We start from the raw sequence: 16,161 nt of genomic DNA, 5'->3' as shown, positions 1-16,161 counted from the left end.
TCTCTCTCTCCCATCCTACCCCTGCTACTATGATCCGCAAAACTCTCACCCTCCAGGCACTTGCCGCGGCCATGCTGCTGGGCGGCACTACCTTCACCAGTTGCAACCAAGCCCAAAAGCAGGAAGTATCTGCTGATAGCGACCAGGCGTACAACGACTTTAAGACGTTCGTTTCGGATACCGAAGCCAAGGTGGATGCCGTAGCCAACGAAGCTGAGGCCGATTATGACCGGGAAACCGCCCAGCTAAAGTCGGATTTTGATGCCAAAGTAGCTTCCGTGGATAAATATGCCGACCAGTACGACGAGGCCCGGCGGCAGGAAATTGAGCTACTGCGCACCCGCTACACCACGGCCTACGACAAGCGCGAAATGACCTGGAAAAACCGTCCGGGTGCTACCGCTGCCATGACGGGGACAGCTTCGGCCGGTGCCATGACGATGGGCAAGTACTACAAGCCTACGTCGCCGGCCAGCCGCGTTACTGCCGCCAATGCCCGCCAGACCTACGAAGCGTTTGTGAACGACATCAAAGCCAACGAGGATAAGTACGACATCAACGACTGGCGCAATATCAACGCGGAGTGGCGCGCACTGGATGAGGCCTACGACCAGGTAAAAAAGGACATTCCGGCGCGTGATTTGGCTGAAATCCAGAAGGAGAAGCTGAAATACGCCGCCTTCAAATCCTACGACAAAGCCGAAGCCCGCGCCGCTCAGGGGGCCGATGCTACGGAGCGCGGCGCAGAAAACGTAGCTGCTGAAACGCAGGATGAGCGTTCTGCCGTGGGCCGCGCGGCCAGCAATACTGCTTCCGACGTAAAAGATGCCGGCAAGAAAGTAGGCGGTGCCGTAAAAGGTGCTTTTAAAGAAGCAAAGTCAGAAGTCAAGAATACCGATAACGACTAGGCCTTTGCCATCAATGAAAAGCGGGTGCCCTGTCGGCATCCGCTTTTTTTATTTTGGGCGACTTCTACCGCAACTCGTCCAGCAGCCAATATAACTTCAGGGCATCCAGCTGGCGCAAACTAGGCCGATTGGAAAGCAGGTTGCGCCGCACCTGCTCCCGGCGCAGCCCAAAGGCCGTACGGACCGCTTCGCTCAGGCCCCAACGCTTTAGTCGCAGAGCCGCTTGCAGCAGTTTGGTATCGGCACCCAGACCTTCGGCGCGGTAGAGCTGCACTAGGTTGCGCACGGCGTCGTGGGTTTTTTGCAGGAATACCGGGGCCGGCTCCAGCCCATCATGCAGCACCGGGTTGTCCAGATGAAAAACGTTAATACCGGAGCGGCGTAGCAGCCAGCCAAACTTGGTATCCTCGTGGCCGTAGCGTGTCAGCTTTTCATCCAGTCCCAGCTGCCGGAACAAGTCTGCCCTGATCAGCAGATTATTGAGCGTGAGCTGACCGTGAGGACTCTGCTGGCGCACGGCGGCAGGGCGGGCCTCCCGGTGCCGGCCATATAACCACCGCAGCCGCAAATCGGCCTCCCTCGGTGGCGCCGACTCATACGCAGTGCCGCCCGATAGTACCGGAGCCTTATGGCGGGCCGCTGCGTACCGGGCCAGAAACTGGTCGTCGGGCAGTAGGCTGTCGTTATCCAGCAGCAGCAGCCATTCGTGTTGGGCGGCAGCGGCCAGCTGGTTCCGGATAGCGGCCCGCCCAACATTCTGCCTTAGCTCCTGGTACATTACGTTTGGCAACTGGCCCAGTTCCTGGTTACGCAGCCGGAATTCCTCGCGGGAGCCGTCATCCAGACACCAAATTTCTACGGGGCCGTGCCAGTCCTGCGCCTGTGCCAGCAAGGTGCGCACCAACGGCCGCACGTCACAATTAAACACTGGAATCAGTACCGAAAGCCCCGTCATGCACAAGTAAGAAAGGATTTTGCCGCCGGTTATTATTGGCCTGGCTTTTAGCCAGGAGTCCGATACCGGCCGGAAGGTTGTCAGGAGCCAGAATTTTTAGTGCCTATAAGTTGGCTGCCTGAAGAATGCGTCGGGTTACCCCAGCGTAAAGGGCGTCACGGCGGAATCAATTAACTGGCCCTGTTCACACTTGAGCACCCGGCGCGGATACTGCTGAATCAGTTGGTAGTTGTGAGTGGCCATGAGCACGGCCGTGCCAGCGTTGTTGATTTCCACGAACAGGCGCATGATGCTGTCAGCCACGTCGGGGTCAAGGTTGCCGGTGGGCTCGTCGGCCAGCAGCAGCAGCGGCTCGTTGAGCAGCGCCCGAGCAATAACTACGCGCTGCTGCTCGCCGCCGGAAAGCTGGTGGGGCATCTTGCTGGCCACGTTGGCCAATCCCACGCGCATGAGCACCTCCGAAATACGCTGCTGCTTGCGGGCCTTACCCTTCCAGCCGGTAGCATTCAGTACAAACAGCAGGTTATCAGCCACCGACCGATCGAAGAGCAACTGGAAATCTTGGAAAATGATGCCCAGCTTCCGGCGCAGAAAAGGCACTTTGTCGGTCACGCCCTTTTTGGGCAGCGCAAAGCCGGCTACGGCGCCGGTGCCGGCAGGCAGGGGCAGATCGGCATACAGGGTTTTGAGCAACGAGCTTTTTCCCGAGCCCGTGCGGCCCACCAGGTAAGCAAATTCCCCTTTTTCCAGCGCAAACGTGACCTTTTGCAGTACTGTATTCACGTCCTGCATAATGTATGCGTCATGCAGCTCTAATACGGTCATGGCTCAGGGAACTTGGGAAAACAGCAAAAAAACGGGCGCGCCGCAAGGCCGTCAGACAAAACCTATACCTCCAGTTTCTGCAGCTTGCCGAATGCCAGACTGGCAATAACGGCTGCCAGGGGTTCTTCCTTGCCTTCCAGCCCGTAGCGGTGCAGATCCTTCAGGGGCCGGTCGGCGCGGAAGTAGGCAATGAGTACGAACTGCTCGTCCCGAAGTTGGATGTAGTCCGGAATCTTGGCCTTGCCTTTTACTTTGATGATGTACATCGGCGATAATGTGGGAAATGTGAAAATGTGAAAAATGTGAAAATGTCCTTTCAGCACATTCAACACATCTTTCACATTTCACACATTACGAAAAGTTACCCGTTTACCTTCTTGTGGTCGGCCAGGAAGGTGGCTAAGCCTTTGTCAGTGAGGGGGTGGTTGAGCAGGCCGGTGATGACGTTCAGCGGGCAGGTCACCACGTCGGCGCCCAGCTCGGCGCACTGAATCAGGTGGGGTACATGGCGCACCGAGGCGGCCAGCACCTGGGTGGGGTAGCCGTAGTTCGAGAAGATGTCCACGATCTGCTGCACCAGTTGCAGGCCGTCGTGCCCGATATCATCGAGGCGGCCCACGAAGGGCGACACGTAGGTAGCGCCGGCTTTGGCAGCCAGCAGCGCCTGACCGGCCGAGAAAATCAGCGTGCAGTTGGTTTTGATACCTTTATCGGAGAAGTAACGGATGGCTTTCACCCCGTCTCGGATCATGGGCACCTTCACCACAATATTGGGGTGCAGATCGGCCAGCGCCTCCCCTTCCCGGATCATGCCCTCAAAATCGGTGGCAATAACCTCCGCCGACACATCGCCGTCCACGATTTCGCAGATCTGGCGGTAGTGCGACAGCACGGCATCGGTGCCTTTGATGCCTTCTTTGGCCATCAGCGAAGGATTGGTAGTCACGCCGTCGAGCACACCAAGCTCTACGGCTTCCTGAATTTCCTTCAGGTTGGCGGTGTCAATGAAAAATTTCATGCGGGAAGGTTGGGAAACAATAATGCGCGCAAAGCTAATCACAGATTTTGCAGATCAGGCAGATCAGGCAGATTGCGTGGTGGCCTAATTTATCGTACAGCAGCAGGCATAAAGCATCAAAACCAAGGAAGCGGCCCTATGAGCCGCTTCCTTGGTTTTTAACAGGGGGTATATGAGGTCTGCAAACTCCGCGAAATCCGCCTTTATTTGCAAAATTTGAGCAAAAAAAAGCGAGCCAAAATCGCACCGCTCAACCGTCTACCCTTGCTACCTTCCGGTCCTGGGGGAGTTCAACAGGAGCTGGTCGTTCTGACTCGCCGAGTGCAAAGATACGCACGCCTTGAACCCGTTTGGTGCGCTGCGCCCAATCTTTTTTCCGGTGACGCGGGTATCAACAAGAGTATCAGCGGCTTTTTTTTCACACAGCCTCGTTTTACCGCGTTTCGGCTACCGTTTCCAGGCTTTGGTGGCGGCTTTACTACGCTTTTTGAGGTTGCGCTTATAGTCTTCAATGGGCTCCAGCTTAAACAGCAGGTCGGCCGGGCCACGGGCCACGCGCTCCGCGTCCTGGTAGCCGGCAAAACTCACGCGTACTACCGGCGCGGCTCCGGTAGTCGGCAGCAGGTAGTCGCCGGCCGAGTTGGTGCTGACGGAATGCAGCTGGTCGCCGAGCACCATCACGGTGGCTCCCATCAGCGGGTTACCCCATTCGTCCACCACATTGCCGGCCAGCGTTTTTTTGACGGGCTTGGGAGTCTCAACGGGCAAGGGTGCAGGTACCGCCTCGGCCAGCAACTCTGTGGCTTTGGTGGCCGGAACGGCTGACTCCGGGGTAGCGACAGTCTGTTGGGCCTGGGCCGGCATCGATAGCGCCAATGCTCCCAGCGACGATAACGCGAGTAGCGGTAGAGATGAACGCATGGGAAAGAAGTGAGGGAAGGGTTGGAAACACTGACCATTCCAAAGGTCAGGCATTGGCGGGCGGTAGTCAAGGCAATCTGGTGGCCATTTGTGACTAGTACTGACCTCAGAAATCAATAGGATACTGCCTGTACAATCCGCTACTACGCTTTATATAGCCGTATTCAAATAACACCGGCACTACCTCAGAAGACCTGCTCTGTGACTTTGGAACGAGCCTGTTTTATCCCCAACTGGTAGCTGACGAAGATGAGCCCGCGGCCAGACACACCGCGCAGAAAAAACCAGTTGGGTGCGGCAGGTCTGAAATCTGCGCGCTACTTTTGCCCATGCCACAACAAATTCTGATTCTCGATTTTGGGTCGCAGTACACCCAGCTCATTGCCCGGCGCATCCGGGAGCTGAACGTTTACTGCGAAATTCATCCGTATAACCACGCCCCGGCCCTCACTGAGGATATCCGGGGCGTTGTGCTTTCGGGCTCCCCGTGCTCCGTGCGCGACGCCGACTCACCTAGCCCCGACCTGAGCGCCTACCTGGGCCAAGTGCCGGTGCTGGGCGTGTGCTACGGCGCGCAGCTGCTGGCCCACCAGCAGGGCGGCGAAGTGCTACCGGCCACCATCCGCGAGTACGGCCGCGCCCGCCTCAGCCGCGTGCACCACGAAAGCCCGCTGCTGCACGGCGTGCCCACCGAGTCGCAGGTCTGGATGTCGCACGGCGACACGATTAAGACGCTGCCCCAAGGCTTTGATATTGTAGCCAGCACCCCGGAAGTGGCCGTAGCTGCCTTCAAAATTCAGGGCCAGGAAACCTACGGCATCCAGTTCCACCCCGAAGTCACGCACTCGACGGACGGCAAAACGCTGCTCCAGAACTTCGTGGTGAACATCTGCGGGCTCGACCAGAGCTGGACCCCCGAGCACTTCGTGGACAGCATGGTGGAAACCCTGCAGCGTACCATCGGCGAGCAGGATCAGGTAATTCTAGGCCTTTCCGGCGGCGTGGATTCCAGTGTGGCGGCGCTGCTGCTGCACAAGGCCATTGGTAAACGCCTGCACGGCATTTTCGTAAATAACGGGCTGCTGCGTAAGGATGAATATGAGCAGGTGCTCCACTCCTACCAGGGCCTGGGGCTGAACGTGCAGGGCGTGGATGCCTCCCAGGAGTTCTACGACGCGTTGGCAGGCCTGACTGACCCCGAGCAGAAGCGCAAAGCCATCGGCCGCACCTTCATTGAGGTGTTCGACCGGGAAGCGCAGAAAGTGGAAGGCGCGCGCTGGCTGGCCCAGGGTACCATCTACCCCGACGTAATCGAGTCGGTGTCGGTGCACGGCTCTTCCGTGACCATCAAGAGCCACCACAACGTGGGTGGTTTGCCCGAGAAGATGAACCTGCAAATTGTGGAGCCGCTGCGGGCCTTGTTCAAGGATGAGGTGCGCGAAGTAGGCCACACCCTGGAGCTGCCCGCGCACATTCTGCACCGCCACCCCTTCCCTGGCCCCGGTCTGGGCATCCGCATCCTCGGCGACATCACGCCCGAGAAAGTGGATTTGCTCCAACGTGCCGACGCCATCTTCATCAACGGCCTGAAAGAGCACGGCCTCTACGAAAAAGTATGGCAGGCCGGCGTAATGCTGCTGCCGGTGCAAAGCGTAGGCGTAATGGGCGACGAGCGGACCTATGAGCGGGTAGTGGCCCTGCGCGCTGTTACCAGCGTAGACGGCATGACGGCCGACTGGGCCCACCTGCCCTACGAGTTCCTGGCTGAGGTGAGCAACAAAATCATCAACCAGGTGCGCGGCATCAACCGCGTGGTGTACGATATTTCTTCGAAGCCACCAGCCACAATTGAGTGGGAATAATTCACTGTAAAATAGAGAAGGCCCGGAGTGTATTGCACACTCCGGGCCTTCTCTATTTTACTTCCAGTAGTGCATCTCCACCGTAGGTGTACTCTTGACTGCCAGTTGCCTCAGTCTTCATTCTATCTATATCACTCAGATACAGATGCAACACCACCTGCTTATTGCGAATATGCAGGGTAAGTCGCTGCGCTGGTAAGGGGGACTGAAGTAAAATCAGAGTCACCGCTATATTCTATCAATGAATCACAAAATGCCGCCATATTCATTTTTAGAACAGGCTTCCAACTGTTCAAATCCGTCTGCTTCCTCAACTCCAGATACTGGCCTTGAGGAGTTTTTACTAGCTGAAAGGTGCCCTCACGGAGTGTAAATTCTGCTTGGTTTACATCCTTCAGCCTTTGGTACGTTGATAAGTCCAATGTGCGCAGCCAACACCGGCCCTGGCCCAGTGGCTGAGCATCCAAGTGCTCAGTAGTAAAAGAAAAGTGCGTGTTATCTATGGCATCTGCTCCGTACTCATTCCACTCTGGCAACCCGCTGATAGTGTGGAGTTGTTTGGTTCGGTGATACGTATGCAACCATCTGGGCTTGTTTTGAAGTGAACCGGGCAAGACAAGCTTTGTGGCAAACAGCGGTTGCAGCTTTTCCACATCTTCCCGATCTGCGAAGAAGTCAAACACCGAATTAATGCGCTTGCGGGCTTCTTTGGGCAAATTAGGCACCCGCTTCCCCGCTCCATCCAGCTTCCCATCTTTCAGCAACTTGTACTGCATGCTGATTTCACGTAGTTGGTTGAGTTGGCTGCGCTGGGCCACGGCAAACGCTCCCCACGGCCCACCGGCCGCTAGCAACGCCACCACCGCCAGGGAAGCCGGAATCCAAATGATACCCTGCCCGCGCCGCGCCAGAAAGTAGAGGGCAATGCCGAATAGCCAGGCGGCCAGCACCAGCACGAAATACCGCTCCTCGGTGATGCCGTAGGCCCGGATGCGGGTGCTTATGGCCACGGCCAGCAACCCTAGCAACGGAAATAGCGCCAGGTAAAACCACCGCCCGAAGGTGCGAATCCAGGTGTTTTCGGCGGCGTGGCGGATAGGATGAATCAGCAGCAGCGCAAAGATACCGGCCATAGCCAAGGCCAGCACCAGCATCGATACCCAGCCCTGCGGCAGCGCCTGGAGCAGCAGAATCCGGCCTAGGTAGGCGTACAGAATGCCTAGGTACAGCACCACCAGCGGCAACAGCACGAATTGGGTAAATACCTTTAGGCCCTTGGGGTAGCTGGTTTCCTGCTCCAGCGCCGCGAAGTCGTGCGGCACCCCGGCTAGGAAAAACCAAGTGTTGAAGACGGAGCCGAGCACCACAAACAAATCGGCATAAACCCGCGGCTTGATATCCACGAAAAACAGGTTTTCGACGGCTACCAAGGCCAACGCGCAGCCCGCAAACAGTACCCCGGAATACAGCCCGGCCGTAAGGATGCGCAGGAACAGAGTTTCGTTGTAGCGCCAGAAACCCGGCGTATCGGCTTGGCGGCGCAGCTCGGAGAGGTAGGGGCCGGCGGCTACGGTCAAGTGCGTACCCAACAGCAGCAAGGCCAGCCGCGCGCCCCACTCCGAAGTGGGTTCGGTGGGAGCCACGGCGTACCAGACTGCCAGCAGCCCCAGCACCGCCGCCAACGCGCCCCAACGCAGCGCCGGCCGCCAGTAATATCGCTCGGCCGTGAGAGCCACCGCCAACGTGCCCGATAAGCCTAACCCCGCCGCCGACAGCAACGGAAACAGCCACTCTAGGTGCTGCCGCTGCTGATAGTTGAGGTGGTTGGTATAGATGCCAGTTCCGCACAACACAACGGCGCATAGCAACGTGAAAGGAAAGCGCCGCACCACGCGGGCCGCTTCGGCAGCCAGTTGCTGCAGAGAGGGTAGTTTCATGAAAACACGAGAATCGGCCTTCAAGAAACGAAAAGCATAGCAGCTTCGCTATACTTCGGCCGGATAGGCACCTGCGTTTTTGCTGCCGGTTTGCAGTGGGAGCCGGGCACAAAAAAAGCCGCTTCGGCAGACCAAAGCGGCTTTTTTCAAGAGTGCGCGCGGGGAGATTCGAACTCCCACACCCGAAGGCACCACCCCCTCAAGATGGCGTGTCTACCAGTTTCACCACGTGCGCAGATGCTGATGGCACTCCTGTTACTCTAGCAGAAGCTGTTGCTTCCGGATTCACTGAGGCGGCGAATCGATGACAAAAGTAGAGGGTTGCCGGCAAGGGTGCAAGGCCAGTCCCGTTTTTTACCGTAGATTTTACGTTGCGCTACGGTTTCCTGCTCAGTGTCAGCCCGAAAAATTTCAGCTGCGCCTCATCTCCCCGCCGTAATTTTCACTTTATCTACCTGCCCGGGCTGCTCTGGCCTACTTTCCCTCACTGTCTATGGCTGTTGATTTCACTTCTACTGCCCGGTCCAACTTCTTTGCCCGCTTTGCCGGGGCAGTTACTGCTTGGTCGGGTACTACCCAAGCGTTTTGTCTGGCCCTGGGCATAGTACTGGCATGGGCCGGTACGGGGCCGTTGTTTCACTACTCCGAAACCTGGCAGCTGGTCATTAATACCGGTACCACTATTGTGACCTTTCTGATGGTGTTTCTGATTCAGCGGGCCCAGAACAAGGATTCTCTGGTGCTACACCTGAAGCTGAATGAGCTGATTGCCGCCCACAAAGGAGCCAGTAACCGCCTCATCAACGCTCAGGACTTCTCGGAGCAGGAAATCAACCTGCTACACGGTTACTTCAGCCTACTGGCTGAGAAGGCCCGGCAGGACCACGACCTGGGCCGCATGCACTCAGTGGAGGAAGCGGAAGAAAATCACCAAGAAAAGCAAAAGGCGCATCGCTAAAACACAAGCGGCTTCCCTCCGCGTGGGAAGGAAGCCGTTTGCTGGCAAAAAAGCCGGTAGCCGCTGTTACTCAGCGCGGGCCAAAGGCGTATCTACTACGTGCTCCGACACGAACCATACCTGCAATTCGTTGAGACGCATGACGTCACTCACAGCCAAGTCGTTGGTCCCGTCGTCGCCGGCCTCATCGGCCTGCTTAGCGAAGTCGTGGCAGTTTTTGAGGATGATCTGGTGGGCTTCCAGCAGACGGCCTACCTGAATCGGGGCCTCCTCCCGGTCACGGGGCGGGCGCGGAATACTGGTCAGCTCGGCCACATCGTGGGCCATGGCCACGGCCACACCACCCAGAATCTGAATGCGCTCAGCAATGGTATCTACCAGGGTGCTTTGCTCTTCGTAGTGCTTATCGTAGAGCAGATGCAGTTGATAAAAAGTAGGGCCTACTACCTGCCAATGGTGTTTTTTGTACAGGTCGCGCAGCGTGATGGTGTCGGCCAGCAGTTGGTTGAGATTGGTTACGCTCTGCTGACGGGTTTTCTCGTCGAGCCCGATGGGTAAGCGCTGCGACACGGTACCGTACTTCTGGAGCGGCGCGGGGGCGTTGAACTGCTGGTTCAAAATGGGCTGCACGCTGGCGGTCTGGCCATTAGAGGCAGGAGCAGCTTTTTTAGCAGCCGAGGCTTTAGGAGCAGCCTTGGGGGCGGCAGCTGGTTTGGCGGTGGTTTTGGCCATGGTACGTAAGGGAAAAAGAATATCGGTTGGAAGGAAAGCAGCCGAATCGGCTACCGTCTGGCCTGCATACGCGTAAAAACCTATCAGGTTAACAATACGCCTACATTTACCTACTATGCAGCACCAACATCCGCACCCCGAAAACCACCTGACCAGCTCGGCCATGCTACAGGACATTGTAATCGGCCTCTCGGATGGGCTGACGGTGCCGTTTGCGCTGGCGGCTGGTCTGAGTGGGGCGGTGCAATCCTCAGGGCTGGTGATTACGGCCGGGCTGGCCGAGGTGGTGGCCGGTTCCATTGCCATGGGCCTAGGCGGCTACTTGGCCGGGCGTACCGAGGTAGAGCATTACGCGGCCGAACTACAGCGTGAATACCAGGAAATTGCGGAAGTCCCCCACGTCGAACGGGCCGAGGTAGACGAGCTACTCCAGGAAATGGGCCTCTCGGCAGCCACCCGGGCGCAGGCCGTGCGCGAGCTTACCGCCGACCCCGACCAATGGGTGCGCTTCATGATGAAATACGAGCTGGGCCTCGAAAAACCCGACCCACGCCAGGCCCCCAAGAGTGCCTTTACCATCAGCACGGCCTATGCAGTAGGCGGCCTCATTCCGCTCAGCGCCTACTTCCTGACGGCTACGCCCACCGAGGGTCTGGTGCTGTCTGCCGTGATGACGCTGGTGTGCCTGTTGATTTTCGGCTACCTCAAGAGCCGCATGACCGGCCAGCCACCGGTGTGGGGAGCCCTCAAGATGGCCGGTACCGGAGCCCTAGCAGCTGGTGCGGCTTTTCTGGTCGCGCGGCAGTTCGAGAGGCAGTAGCGGCCGTACACAACCTTTCCACCACTTCACCCTGAACGTACCAGTATGCCCTTCCCCTTTTTCGGCGACGATAAATCAACCATTGCCCGCCTACTCAGCACCTTGCCCCAACAGGGCCGGGTAGAGTGGATTGGGTTGCGCCCAGCCCGCCGCCAGCCGTTACTGAGCGTGCCCGAAGCTGAGGCCGAAACCGACCGGCATCTGCTGGGTGACCACGCCCGGCCCAAAGCCGGCGGCAAGCGCCAGATTACCCTTATTCAGCACGAGCATTTGGGCGCCGTGGCCGGGTTTCTGGGGATGCCGGAGCCGGTAGCCCCGGAGCGGCTGCGCCGCAACCTGGTGGTGAGCGGCCTGAACCTGCTAGCCCTAAAAAACCGGCGCATCGGCATCGGCTCCGAGGTGGTGCTGGAAATTACCGGCGAGTGCCATCCCTGCTCCCGCATGGAGGAAGAGCTGGGACCAGGCGGCTACAATGCTATGCGCGGCCACGGTGGCCTCACGGCCCGCATTGTGCAAGGCGGCCATATTGCCGTGGGCGACGTGGTGCGGGTACTAGAATTGGAAAAGAAACCAGCTCCGGCCCCGGCGGCGGGAGAATCCAACTGATCAGGACGGCTGAAACGACAGTATTAGTCGGATTGTTTGCACTGGAGCACAATTATATACATCAACTATTTTTAATGAATTTTTAATGAAAATCAACAATCCATATTAGTTCCTTCCGGCGTAAGCTTTCCAGTCAAAGCTCAGCGCGAGGTAGCTATAGTGCAATAGAAAGCTGAGGTTGGCGGACGTGTATTTTCCATCCTTACCCCCCTTTCTATCCGCATGAAGACACCCATACTGCCCACTTTCAACCGTCGTTTGCTGGGGCTTACGCTGGGTATTTCGCTGCTGGCCGCGCCGGCAGCCTTTGCCCAAACCACCACGGTGTATGGCCTCGCGCAGGGCGGCACCACTCTCGTTGCCCTGCCTTCCAACGGCACGGGCACCCCAACCTTGCTCCCGATTTCGGGCATTGCCAGCGGCCAGACGTTGGTTGGGCTCGATTCAAGGCCTGCTACCGGGCAGCTGTTTGCGCTGGGCTATAACGGCTCGGGCACGGCCCAGCTGTACACCATCGATAAAACCACTGGCGCGGCCACGGCCGTGGGCAGCACTGTTGCGCTGGCCCTGGGCGCCAGCACGGAGCGTATCGGGTTTGATTTCAACCCGACCGTGGACCGCATTCGGGTGACGAGCAGCAACCTCGCCAACATCCGCCTCAACCCCAACAACGGGGCCCTGGCCGGCACCGATACCAACCTGAACGGCGCACCAGGCGCGGTAATTGATGCCGTGGCGTACACCAACAGCTTCATTGGGGCCGCCGCTACGGTGCTCTACGACGTGGACGTGGCCAACTCCCGGCTTTATATCCAGACCAACCCCAATGGCGGCGTGCTGGGCTCCCCGGTCCCGATTACCCGCAACAGCCTGCCCTTGCTGACCGGCACCGAAGTCACGGACCTCGACATCTATACCGACCCCGCCAGCGGTACGCAGCAGGCGATACTGTCGGTCATTTCCGGCGTCAGCACCACCTTCTACAGCCTTGATTTGACCACTGGCAACGCTTCGCTGCTGTTGAATGGTACGCCGGGGGTACTGATTTCGGATATTACGTTTGGCATCGACCGCACCGCGCCCGCCATGAGCGGCCAGCTGCTGTACGCGGTGAGCACCAACGCCAACCTGCTTTCCTTCTATTCGGGGACGCCAGGCTTTATCAACTCGGCAGTGGCCATTACCGGCCTCACAGCCGGCCAAACGCTGGTAGGCACCGATTTCCGGCCTAACACCGGGGAGCTATTCGGCATGGGTTATAACCCCGCCAACGGCGAAACGCGGCTTTACATCATCAATCTGAGCACGGCCGTGGCCACGCCCGTAGGCTCCGGCCCGGTAACCCTGGACCTGGGCAATTCGGCGGAGGCGGTGAACGGCATTGGCTTTGATTTCAACCCGACCGTGGACCGGATCCGGGTGACGGGCCTGAACGCGCGCAACTTCCGCCTCAACCCCAACAACGGGGCCATTGCGGCTCCCGACGGCAACCTCAACTTCGTGAGTGGGGCTACAGGTACGCCCACCATTGGGTCTGTAGCATACACCAACTCCTTCCCCGGCAGCACCAGCACCACGCTCTACGACGTGGATGACCAGCGCAACCAGCTCTTCATCCAGAGCAACCCCAACGCGGGCCAGCTCACCTCAGCCAGCGGCACCACGTTACTACCCGGCACCGGGGGCGTCAGCGACCTGGATTTCTTTTACGATGCCGCCGCCCAGTTGAACCGGGGGTACCTGGTATCAAATGCCGAAAACAACACCACTACGGCCAGCTTTAGCTCTCTGTACTCGCTGGATGTGAGTGCCGGCACCACGACGGCCGTGGGCCGCATCGGGCTGGGCATTCCAGTGCGCGACGTGGCGGCGGTGCTCAACGGGGCCAACGCTTCAGCGGCGCTTACAGGGCAGCTGCTCTACGGCGTGGCCGGTGGCAACCTGGTTTCCTTTGATTCAGGCAACCCAGGCGTTATCCGTACGGCCGTGAACATCACCGGACTGGCGGCTACGCAGGTGCTGGTGGGCACCGATTTCCGCCCGGCTACCGGGGAGCTGTTTGCCTTGGGCTACGATGCCACCAATCAGCAGGGCCAGCTCTATACCCTAAGCCTGAGCACCGGGGCCCTCACGGCCGTGGGTAGCGCGGGCAGCATGCCACTGGGCACGACGGCGTCGGCCATTGGGTTTGATTTTAACCCTACCGTGGACCGGATTCGCATCACCTCAGCCACCAACCAGGCCAACCTGCGCATGAATCCGGCCGATGGCACGTACATCACCGACACGGCTCTGACCAACCCCAGCGGTACGCCGGCTATGTCGGCCGCAGCCTACACCAACAACGACAACAACGCCAACACCGGCACCACACTCTACGGCTACGACCAGGTCCGCAATGTGCTGCTACGCTCCACCAACGCCAATGCCGGCACCTACGTGGACCAAGGCAGCACGGGCCTGACGGTGAACCCAGGAGTTGATTTCGACGTGTTTTCGGACGTGAGCAACCCCTCGGCCCCGGCTAACTCGGCGTTCCTGGTGGCGTCGCCCACGGGCTCGACGGCTGATAACCTGTACACCGTTGACCTGACTAGCGGCAGCGCCACCTCGGTCGGCCGCATTGGCAACGGCTCGAACCTGACCGGCCTGGCCGCCTTCCTGACGCCCGCACCCGTTATTGCCGCCGGCCTCACCTGGACCGGAGCCGTGAGTACCGACTGGAATACCGCCGGCAACTGGAATCCCGCGCAGGTACCCACCGCCACCGACAACGTGACCATTCCGAACGTAGCCAATGACCCGTCCGTAGGATTCAGCTTTGCAAACAACGTTACGCTGCTGAGCGGGGCCCAACTCACCTTTGGTCCCGGTGCCATCTTGCAGATCAGCGGCGACTTTACCAACAACGGCGGCACCACCAGCGGCACCGGATTTGGCGAAATCCGCTTTGTCAACAACTCAGTCACGCAGCGCGTCAGTGGCACTACCTCCGTCTTCAACATTCTAACCACCAACGTCAGCACGCTGCAGCTGGATGGTCCTGTGCAGGTGCAGCGCAGCCTTAACGTGACGGGGGCCGTGGTGTCGAATGGCAACCTGACGCTGCTCTCCACCGCCGACCGCACGGCGCAGGTGCTCAACACGGGCAGCAACACCATCTTCGGCAACGTGACGGTGCAGCGCTACATCGACCCGAGCATGAACGCCGGCGCGGGTTACCGCCACTTCTCGGCCCCTGTGAACAACACCACCGTGGCTGATCTGACTACCGCCAATTACACTCCGGTGGTGAACCCGGCTTATAACTCGGCCCCGAACCCGGGGGCGGTAACGCCCTTCCCCACGGTATTCGGCTATGACCAAAGCCGCGTGACGACGAGCGGCAACCCGGCCCCGCAGGATTTCGACAAAGGATTCTTCTCACCTGCCGCGTTGAGCGACGCCATGACGCCGGGCCGCGGTTACACCGTGAACATTCCGGCCGGCCTGACTACTGATTTCGTGGGCATTCTCAACAACGGCACCATTAACGTAGGAGGACTGAGTCGCGGCACCCAGGTCGAATCGGGCTGGCAGCTGCTGGGCAACCCTTACCCTTCACCTATTGACTGGGACCAAGTAGGGCGCACCAACGTGGATAACGCCGTGTACGTGTTCCGCTCCAACGGACAGTACAGCGGCTCCTACTCCAGCTATGTGAATGGCGTGGGCAACAATGGCGGCACCAACGTTATCGGGCTGGGCCAGGGCTTCTTTACGCGGGTAACTACACCCGGCTCTACCAACGGGCAAGTGAGCTTTACCAACGCCGCTCGTGTGCTGACAGTAGAAAGCCCTGTATTCCAGCGCACCCAGGAAACCCGGCCGCTGGCGCAGCTGGAGCTACGCGCCGCTACCGGCGGCCCGGGCGACCAGACCACGGTGTATTTTGAAACCGGTGCTACTGCTGCCTTCGATGTCGCCTTCGACGCGGCCAAGCGGCAAACTGCTACTCCTACACTGGCCTCGCAGGCAGGCTCGGAACAGCTGGCTATCAACGGCCTGCCCGTGCTGACTACATCTGATGTAACCGTGCCGCTGCTGGTATCGGCTCCGCAGGCGGGTAGCTATACGCTGCAGGCCAAACAGTTGCTGAATCTGCCCGCTGGCACGCTGGTGTATCTGCGCGATGCGCAGACCGGCGCGGTAGTGGATCTGGCCGCCCAGCCCAGCTATTCGTTCACGCTGACCCCGGGCGCGGGTATGGGCCGTTTCAGCCTGCTCTTCACGCAGCAGCGGGTACTAGCTAACGCCCCGGCCGCCCTCAGCCGGCAGGTGGATATATTCCCCAACCCAGCCCGCGACGTAGTTTCCGTGAGCCTCACGGCAGCTTTCAACCGGCAGGCTGTGGAGGCATCGGTGGTAAACTCCTTGGGGCAGGTGGTGCGCCGCGCAGTACTGCCCGCCGGGGCCGAGGTGCGGACACTGCCGCTCAATGGCGTGACACCGGGTGTGTATATGGTGCGCCTGCAAACCAGCCAGGGCATCATCAACAAGCGCCTTGTTATTGAATAGCCTGATTGTTCGGTCTGCTCCCCAGCCCGCGTTGGCGGGAGCAGACCGATTTTCCTCCCAGC

The 16,161-nt window shown here is 59.2% G+C and carries 13 protein-coding genes, 1 tRNA gene and 1 other RNA gene; 6 read left to right on the top strand and 9 right to left on the bottom strand.

Translation table 11 applies throughout. The features are described 5' to 3' along the window. The first annotated feature begins 29 nt into the window (after nucleotides 1-29). Nucleotides 30-908, top strand: a complete 879-nt coding sequence (locus tag HSW_RS09355) for a DUF6565 domain-containing protein (protein ID WP_044001724.1) — start codon at nucleotides 30-32, stop codon at nucleotides 906-908. Between the two features lie 64 nt (nucleotides 909-972). Here HSW_RS09355 and HSW_RS09350 read toward each other — a convergent pair whose 3' ends face one another. The 6 genes from HSW_RS09350 to HSW_RS09330 form a co-directional block, all read right to left on the bottom strand. Next, nucleotides 973-1,863 (bottom strand): glycosyltransferase family 2 protein, encoded by an 891-nt coding sequence (locus HSW_RS09350; protein ID WP_044001723.1) that lies wholly within the window; start codon nucleotides 1,861-1,863, stop codon nucleotides 973-975. Nucleotides 1,864-1,998: 135 nt separating this feature from the next. Continuing rightward, complete coding sequence (locus tag HSW_RS09345; RefSeq protein WP_044001722.1) at nucleotides 1,999-2,688, bottom strand: cell division ATP-binding protein FtsE; 690 nt, start codon at nucleotides 2,686-2,688, stop codon at nucleotides 1,999-2,001. A gap of 62 nt (nucleotides 2,689-2,750) precedes the next feature. After that, complete coding sequence (locus HSW_RS09340) at nucleotides 2,751-2,954, bottom strand: hypothetical protein (RefSeq protein ID WP_044001721.1); 204 nt, start codon at nucleotides 2,952-2,954, stop codon at nucleotides 2,751-2,753. Between the two features lie 95 nt (nucleotides 2,955-3,049). Next, nucleotides 3,050-3,706 (bottom strand): fructose-6-phosphate aldolase, encoded by a 657-nt coding sequence (gene fsa, locus HSW_RS09335; protein WP_044001720.1) that lies wholly within the window; start codon nucleotides 3,704-3,706, stop codon nucleotides 3,050-3,052. A 224-nt stretch (nucleotides 3,707-3,930) separates the two neighbouring features. Then, nucleotides 3,931-4,027: signal recognition particle sRNA small type (gene ffs, locus HSW_RS23465), an RNA gene on the bottom strand. A gap of 126 nt (nucleotides 4,028-4,153) precedes the next feature. Next, complete coding sequence (locus HSW_RS09330; RefSeq protein WP_197031982.1) at nucleotides 4,154-4,627, bottom strand: carboxypeptidase-like regulatory domain-containing protein; 474 nt, start codon at nucleotides 4,625-4,627, stop codon at nucleotides 4,154-4,156. Between the two features lie 329 nt (nucleotides 4,628-4,956). On the opposite strand from HSW_RS09330, the gene guaA reads away from it, so the two are divergent. Further along, the gene (gene guaA, locus HSW_RS09325) at nucleotides 4,957-6,489 is read left to right on the top strand and encodes a glutamine-hydrolyzing GMP synthase (RefSeq protein WP_044001718.1); all 1,533 of its coding nucleotides are present in this window, start codon (nucleotides 4,957-4,959) and stop codon (nucleotides 6,487-6,489) included. A gap of 161 nt (nucleotides 6,490-6,650) precedes the next feature. Here the strand turns inward: guaA and HSW_RS22730 are convergent, their stop codons facing one another. Together HSW_RS22730 and HSW_RS09315 are read right to left on the bottom strand one after the other, a co-directional pair. Further along, nucleotides 6,651-8,426, bottom strand: coding sequence for a DUF4153 domain-containing protein (locus tag HSW_RS22730; protein WP_052346288.1), 1,776 nt, complete (start codon nucleotides 8,424-8,426; stop codon nucleotides 6,651-6,653). Nucleotides 8,427-8,579: 153 nt separating this feature from the next. Continuing rightward, nucleotides 8,580-8,661, bottom strand: a tRNA-Leu gene (locus HSW_RS09315). A 258-nt stretch (nucleotides 8,662-8,919) separates the two neighbouring features. On the opposite strand from HSW_RS09315, the gene HSW_RS09310 reads away from it, so the two are divergent. Then, nucleotides 8,920-9,384: a low affinity iron permease family protein gene (locus HSW_RS09310; RefSeq protein WP_044001717.1), complete on the top strand. Its 465-nt coding sequence runs from the start codon at nucleotides 8,920-8,922 to the stop codon at nucleotides 9,382-9,384. A gap of 66 nt (nucleotides 9,385-9,450) precedes the next feature. On the opposite strand, the gene HSW_RS09305 is transcribed toward HSW_RS09310, so the two are convergent. After that, nucleotides 9,451-10,116 (bottom strand): Dps family protein, encoded by a 666-nt coding sequence (locus HSW_RS09305; RefSeq protein WP_081768337.1) that lies wholly within the window; start codon nucleotides 10,114-10,116, stop codon nucleotides 9,451-9,453. A gap of 115 nt (nucleotides 10,117-10,231) precedes the next feature. Here HSW_RS09305 and HSW_RS09300 point away from each other — a divergent pair, with 115 nt between their 5' ends. From HSW_RS09300 to HSW_RS22725, 3 genes are all read left to right on the top strand, one after another. Beyond that, nucleotides 10,232-10,936: a VIT1/CCC1 transporter family protein gene (locus tag HSW_RS09300; protein ID WP_044001716.1), complete on the top strand. Its 705-nt coding sequence runs from the start codon at nucleotides 10,232-10,234 to the stop codon at nucleotides 10,934-10,936. A gap of 45 nt (nucleotides 10,937-10,981) precedes the next feature. Further along, nucleotides 10,982-11,542: an MOSC domain-containing protein gene (locus tag HSW_RS09295; protein ID WP_044001715.1), complete on the top strand. Its 561-nt coding sequence runs from the start codon at nucleotides 10,982-10,984 to the stop codon at nucleotides 11,540-11,542. Nucleotides 11,543-11,764: 222 nt separating this feature from the next. Continuing rightward, nucleotides 11,765-16,099 (top strand): DUF4394 domain-containing protein, encoded by a 4,335-nt coding sequence (locus HSW_RS22725; protein WP_052346287.1) that lies wholly within the window; start codon nucleotides 11,765-11,767, stop codon nucleotides 16,097-16,099. The last annotated feature ends 62 nt before the right edge of the window (nucleotides 16,100-16,161 follow it).

This window comes from Hymenobacter swuensis DY53 (assembly GCF_000576555.1).
GTDB classification, from domain to species: Bacteria; Bacteroidota; Bacteroidia; order Cytophagales; family Hymenobacteraceae; genus Hymenobacter; species Hymenobacter swuensis.
Note: the sequence above shows the minus strand (reverse complement) of the source record. Positions and strands in the feature narration are given on the sequence as shown.

What these genes read in the sequence shown, in the direction of transcription:
- HSW_RS09300 (WP_044001716.1), top strand. Translation starts at nt 10,232, where the DNA reads ATGCAGCACCAACATCCGCACCCCGAAAACCACCTGACCAGCTCGGCC.
- HSW_RS09350 (WP_044001723.1), bottom strand. Translation starts at nt 1,863, where the DNA reads ATGACGGGGCTTTCGGTACTGATTCCAGTGTTTAATTGTGACGTGCGG.
- HSW_RS09295 (WP_044001715.1), top strand. Translation starts at nt 10,982, where the DNA reads ATGCCCTTCCCCTTTTTCGGCGACGATAAATCAACCATTGCCCGCCTA.
- HSW_RS09340 (WP_044001721.1), bottom strand. Translation starts at nt 2,954, where the DNA reads ATGTACATCATCAAAGTAAAAGGCAAGGCCAAGATTCCGGACTACATC.
- HSW_RS09345 (WP_044001722.1), bottom strand. Translation starts at nt 2,688, where the DNA reads ATGACCGTATTAGAGCTGCATGACGCATACATTATGCAGGACGTGAAT.
- HSW_RS22725 (WP_052346287.1), top strand. Translation starts at nt 11,765, where the DNA reads ATGAAGACACCCATACTGCCCACTTTCAACCGTCGTTTGCTGGGGCTT.
- fsa (WP_044001720.1), bottom strand. Translation starts at nt 3,706, where the DNA reads ATGAAATTTTTCATTGACACCGCCAACCTGAAGGAAATTCAGGAAGCC.
- HSW_RS09355 (WP_044001724.1), top strand. Translation starts at nt 30, where the DNA reads ATGATCCGCAAAACTCTCACCCTCCAGGCACTTGCCGCGGCCATGCTG.
- HSW_RS09330 (WP_197031982.1), bottom strand. Translation starts at nt 4,627, where the DNA reads ATGCGTTCATCTCTACCGCTACTCGCGTTATCGTCGCTGGGAGCATTG.
- guaA (WP_044001718.1), top strand. Translation starts at nt 4,957, where the DNA reads ATGCCACAACAAATTCTGATTCTCGATTTTGGGTCGCAGTACACCCAG.
- HSW_RS09310 (WP_044001717.1), top strand. Translation starts at nt 8,920, where the DNA reads ATGGCTGTTGATTTCACTTCTACTGCCCGGTCCAACTTCTTTGCCCGC.
- HSW_RS22730 (WP_052346288.1), bottom strand. Translation starts at nt 8,426, where the DNA reads ATGAAACTACCCTCTCTGCAGCAACTGGCTGCCGAAGCGGCCCGCGTG.
- HSW_RS09305 (WP_081768337.1), bottom strand. Translation starts at nt 10,116, where the DNA reads ATGGCCAAAACCACCGCCAAACCAGCTGCCGCCCCCAAGGCTGCTCCT.